The sequence below is a fragment of the Deinococcus cellulosilyticus NBRC 106333 = KACC 11606 genome, assembly GCF_007990775.1.
Taxonomy (GTDB): Bacteria; Deinococcota; Deinococci; order Deinococcales; family Deinococcaceae; genus Deinococcus_C; species Deinococcus_C cellulosilyticus.
In genome coordinates, this window is the sequence record NZ_BJXB01000065.1 from 1 (window position 1) to 5098 (window position 5098).

4 protein-coding genes are annotated in these 5098 nt (G+C 53.6%); 3 read left to right on the forward strand and 1 reads right to left on the reverse strand.

All coding sequences use genetic code 11. The features are described 5' to 3' along the window. Positions 1-61: 61 nt before the first annotated feature. Entirely contained in the window at positions 62-3010 is a 2949-nt protein-coding gene (locus DC3_RS28540) for a Tn3 family transposase (RefSeq protein ID WP_146892154.1), read from the reverse strand. A gap of 70 nt (positions 3011-3080) precedes the next feature. On the opposite strand from DC3_RS28540, the gene DC3_RS28545 reads away from it, so the two are divergent. The 3 genes from DC3_RS28545 to DC3_RS30225 all read left to right on the forward strand — a co-directional run bounded on the left by DC3_RS28545 (position 3081) and on the right by DC3_RS30225 (position 4846). Beyond that, positions 3081-3839: a tyrosine-type recombinase/integrase gene (locus DC3_RS28545; RefSeq protein WP_146892157.1), complete on the forward strand. Its 759-nt coding sequence runs from the start codon at positions 3081-3083 to the stop codon at positions 3837-3839. A 76-nt stretch (positions 3840-3915) separates the two neighbouring features. After that, positions 3916-4314 carry a MerR family transcriptional regulator gene (locus DC3_RS28550; protein ID WP_146892160.1) on the forward strand — a complete coding sequence of 133 codons (399 nt, stop codon included), beginning with the start codon at positions 3916-3918 and terminating at the stop codon, positions 4312-4314. A gap of 34 nt (positions 4315-4348) precedes the next feature. Continuing rightward, positions 4349-4846, forward strand: a complete 498-nt coding sequence (locus tag DC3_RS30225) for a putative iron-sulfur cluster-binding metallochaperone (RefSeq protein ID WP_186816337.1) — start codon at positions 4349-4351, stop codon at positions 4844-4846. Positions 4847-5098: the final 252 nt, after the last annotated feature.

Sequence of the window (5098 nt, forward strand, 5' to 3'; positions counted from 1 at the left end):
GGGGTTAAAGTAGCGTAGCTGTCACCAGGGATAAAGTAGGCTTTTTTTGTCCCCCAGGACGCTATCCTTCCAACGGGATTCTTTCTGCCATATTCAAGGTGAATGTCCCATACGGATTGATGTGTTGCCACTTCAATGGGCTCAACGCCCGCAAATCCACATCGGTTAGCCGGTGTTGCCACTCCGGCGACGCCAAAATCTGCTGCAGCATTAACGTGTTCACATACACCATACTCACCTGCAGCAAATGCAAGCACAGCATCAGCGTCTCCTGATCTTCCAGACGATTGCTGGCAAACTCCCCACCCTTGCCGTAAACGATGAAGTCGTTGGCGTTGTTCCAGTTCTCCACCACGTTTAGCCCTTCGTGGATCTCCCGTCGAAGGGCTTCCAGACGCAGGTAATCGCATAGAAAGATGGTTTTCACTGCCTTCCCTAGCTCTGCCAATGCCTTGTAGGTGGGGTGTTGCAGGTTGGCACGGGTGAACCGACGTAGAATCGATTCGGCATCCGAAGTCCCCAGTTTCAGGGCCGTGGCAAATTTGATCATTTCATCGTACTGCTGCTCAATGATCTCCCACTGGATCGGCCTCGACAGAATGGGCTGCAAGTTAGAGAAGCGTTCCGGCTCGCCTCGATTGGGACGGTATAACTTCTGCTGCCGGATGTTCTTCAAACGTGGCAACAGCTGGAAGCCCAGCAGGTGGCAGAAGGCAAAACCCACCTCACTCTGGCCGTGGGTGTCCACATAGTTCTTCTCCAGGGGCATGTCCGTCTCATGCCGCAGAATGCCCTCCAGCATGGACGCCACCTCCGAGGAAGAGCAGTTCTTCAACTGCGAATAAATGCAGACTGATTTGCGCTCCACATGCCAATACACCATCACCCCAGGACCCCCATACCGGGCATGCCACTCTGTCATCAGGTTTTGGTCCCAGGCTCCAAACTTTTTGCTGTCAGAAGCACAGGACGATGTGCCCTCACCCCACAGGTGCTCGTCACGCACCCGGAAAATCGCATTGCACACCTTTGCGATGGCGGCCCTCAAGTGTTCCTTGTGGATGAATTTCTGACGCACGTAAAGCAGATCGGCATAGCTGTCCTCCGTGCCTCCACTACACATGCGCTTCAGTCCTGCATTGGTTCCCAGACCGTGCAAGCAGAGCAGGATTCTCCTTTGCAGCACGTCTCTGGGCAGGATTTCTCGGTTGCCCACCGTGGTGAAGACCGAAGTGATTTGCTCTCTGAATTCGGTTTCCTTGAGGATGTCCAGCAGGTTGGTCATCGGCCAGCGTTTCACCATTTCTGCCGTCAAATACACGATATTCTTTGGTTCTGGCTGTGCATCAACGGGCTTCACAGAGATCCGCCCTTTACCTTTCCTGGACACCAGAATTTTCACCATGGGGTTGTGGGGCACATCCTGATTGAATTGTTCCAGAGCCTGCTCCATGCGTGCCCTGAGCCTGGCCGTGAACACCTGTGCATCCCTGGGCTGGTTGAGACGCTGGTAGTGCTCGTCCCGCCTGGCCTCAAAGTCCTTGGGCAGGTCATCGTCTGGATTGCGGAACCTCCTGGCCCCCTCGACCCAGATTTCTTTGCATCTGACTTTTTCGCGCAAGGTGCCCAGCAGGCAGACTTCATAGGTGATGCGATTCACCCGGTTTCTTTGCTTATCGTCCAGGACGTAGTCCTGCCACTCATCTTTGATCACGCCGTTCAGCGGGACATACTCTTTGGCTGGAAACACTGGGTTAGATTTGTCACGGTACCGGGCCACCAGTTCCAAGGCATCCATGACGGGTCGGTGCTGGTCGTTGTTGCAACGCAGATCTAACACCTCCAGCAGCAGGGGAATCACTTTCCGATAGTGGTGGCTGTAGGACTTGCGAGTGACCAGTTTCACCTGTCGGTCATAGGTCTCCGTGATCTCTGATTCTTTCGCCAGATCATCGATGGTCTGTTCACTGACCACCGGGAAAATCACCTCCCGGATTTGCCCATCTTTGTCCCCATGGATGGCCTTTGCTAGCTTGTAGAGGATTTTGGTCTTTCCCAGCACTTTTTTCAGGTGCTGCACTACCTGGGTGTCGACTTTCTCCTCGGCTTTGACTTCAATCCGTTTGGCAATGTGAATCAGCAACTCCACAAGGCTGTCGGTGATCTCCTGGCTGCGTTGCCAGCACAGGGCAGCCAGCAAGGTGTAGCGGATTTCGGGAGGGTGTCGTCGCAAGTCTCTGGGGGTTTCATTGGCAGCCCGTCTGCGCAGGTGGGTCACCCATTTGTGGGAGGTGGACTGGAAAAGGTCTACAGGGAGTTTCAGCTCCTTGAGCTGCTTAAGCTTCTCAATTTCTTCCTGCACGGTCTTCAAGCCCACTGGACCTGCATCATCTTTGAGGTTGGCCAGTTCCGTCCGCACCGGAAACAGGGCATTCTGTGCGGTCTCATCGTTGGAGTCCACCACAATCAAGGTGTCCAGGGCAGCACGGGTATCTGAGGAAAGTTGCGCCGAGATCTGTTGATACAGACTCTGTTCATATTGTTTTCGGACGGATCTGAGGGTGCGGTCCATGCGGTCTGGAGTGGGCGGTTCGACCTTCCAGAGGCGCAGGGTCCGGTAGGCTTCTTCCCTGAGGGATTCATTCTGGCTGTCCAGCAGTTGCAGGCGTTCCAACAAATACGTGGCAAGGTCGGAGAGGTCTTCGGTGCGACATTCCCGGAAACCCAGCACGGTGCGGATTTGCTGGCGATGCTTTTTGGCAGCGGCATCCTGCCAGTCGACTTGAGCGAAAACGTGTGGAATGACTTTGGCTTGCTGGGCCAGGTGGTGCACCACAGGGTCTGGGATCAGGGTAGGATCTTTGGGGAAATACCCGAGGTACTGGAAGCTTTTCAGCAGAACGGCGAAACTCAGGCGGGTGGTGAGGGTCTTGTTGCCCAGCAGTTCCAGTTCACTGGGGGAAAGGGTCCAGTGGAGGAAGAGTTCATCTTGCGTCCAGTCCTGTTTCATGGGCACCTCTCAGAAGTGAAAAAGTTCGTACTTTCAGCATACTGCGACCTTTTGGCCTTAAAATGACCCCATGCCTCCCCAGAAAGCCACTCCAAAACAGGTCAAAGTACGAGGTCAAAATGAAAGTGCGAACTCTAGCTCGGCTTCACTGGGAGAGGTGATTCAGGACACCCTGAAACTGTGGAAAAAACACCACCTCAGTTACGACCAGAGCAAGCATGTGGTGGAGCAGGTCCGTAAAACCATGGGGCTGAAACCCCCATCAGAACGCCGAAGAACGGTGGACCGTCTGGATACGCTAGAAATTGAACGCCTGATCGGAGCCGCTTACCAGCAGTCCAGTAGGCAGGGCCTGATGGTCAAAACCCTGTTCTACACGGGAACAAGGGTCAGTGAGTTTGTGCAGATTGAGGTCACTGATGTGCATTTTGACCTGGAGCCCCCACAGGTGTTCATCCGGCATGCCAAAGGGGGAAGTGATGGGTATGTGCCGATACTGCCAACGCTAGCCCAGGAACTGAGAACCCATCTGGGAAGCCGCAAAGTGGGGTACCTGTTTGAAAGCAACCGCTCTGACCGGTATTCTGCAAGGTTCATCCAGAAGATGGTAAAATCGGCGGCACTGAAGGCTGGGATTGAAAAACAGGTGACACCGCACCGCCTGAGGGCCAGTGTGGCCACCTTGTTGCTGGACAGAGGGATGCCTCTGGAACAGGTACAAAAGTTCCTGAGGCACAAACGGATTGCGACCACCCAGATCTATGCCCAGACCAGCTTGAGGGGGATGACCGAAAGTTATTTGCGGGCTTTGCAAGAAAATAAAGCCTGAGATGTGAAGACTTCTGGGCGAACCAACTGTGCAGGGTGATGCAACAGAAAAGAAGTGTTGGTTTTACACTGAAAGCATGGCTTATCCCATTGGTCAACTGGCCACTCAAACCGGAGAAAATATCAAGACCCTCAGGTACTGGAGCGACTTTGGATTGTTGAGTCATACCCACCGACCCAACGGTTACCGGGAATACCTTATCGAGGCCGTGGAAGAGGTGCGGTTCATCCGCAAAGCCCAACGTCTGGGGCTCACCCTACAGGAGATCCTGACCATCTTCACCCTTGGACGGACGGGAATGCCGGTCTGCCAGGTGGTGCAGTCCGGGTTGCAACACACCCTCGAGAACGTTCAGCAAAACATTCTGGAGCTCAGGGCACTGGAAAGTCGTCTGGTCCAATGCCTGGAGTGGGCACAAGATTTGGAGACTGAATGTTTGAGCCCACAGTGCGTTATCATCGCTCAGGGCTCTTGACCTTCCTGCTTACGGGAGGGTGTAGGGTCGAGACATGACACCGAGCCCAGAACACCCTTCTCAAGTCACTCAGGTGACCTGTCCGCAGTGCAAAGTACCCGGTAAGAAGGTCAAAACCATCACCCTCAAAAGCCTGCTGGTTCCGGGGGTTTTGAAAGTCCTGAATCCACATCTGCAGCATTACTTTTGCAGGGAAAGCCACTGTCCAGTGGTGTATTACGGTGAGGACACCGTGTACCTGGAGAGTCAGATCAAAGTTCCAGTGCTGCAAAAGAAGTCGGTGGGAAATCCTCCTGCCTGTTACTGTTTCGGTTTTTCCAGAGGGGAGGTGCTTGCAGAAGGGGAAAAGGTCGTGGGTGAGGTCAAAGGGCACATTCAAGCCGGGCGGTGCGGGTGTGAAGTCAACAACCCACAGGGGTCTTGCTGCCTGGGCAATTTGAATGCTTTGATTCAGGGGCAAATCGAGAAAGTCAAAACTGTCCCAGAGGAGAAAAAAAACCACCTTATCCCTGGTAACAGTGAGACTTTTTAACCCCCCGTGCCTTAAAGGGTCAGGGCAGAGTTGGTGTCCTACACACCGAAAAAACGTGACATGAATTCTGGTTGCAGCTTTGCTGGTTCACAACGAACGACTGGGAGAGGAACAATCTCTCCGTTTGTTTTGCTGTGATAAGGTCCACCCAGGGTCAGGTCAATTGACCTGACCCTGCTTTATAAGAATATTGTCCAGCAAAAGAAAAAAAGGCTACTTGATACCTGGTGACAGCAACGCTACCTTAACCCC

Coding starts and splice junctions, on each gene's coding strand:
- DC3_RS30225 (WP_186816337.1), top strand. CDS start 4,349: ATGACACCGAGCCCAGAACACCCTTCTCAAGTCACTCAGGTGACCTGT.
- DC3_RS28545 (WP_146892157.1), top strand. CDS start 3,081: ATGCCTCCCCAGAAAGCCACTCCAAAACAGGTCAAAGTACGAGGTCAA.
- DC3_RS28540 (WP_146892154.1), bottom strand. CDS start 3,010: ATGAAACAGGACTGGACGCAAGATGAACTCTTCCTCCACTGGACCCTT.
- DC3_RS28550 (WP_146892160.1), top strand. CDS start 3,916: ATGGCTTATCCCATTGGTCAACTGGCCACTCAAACCGGAGAAAATATC.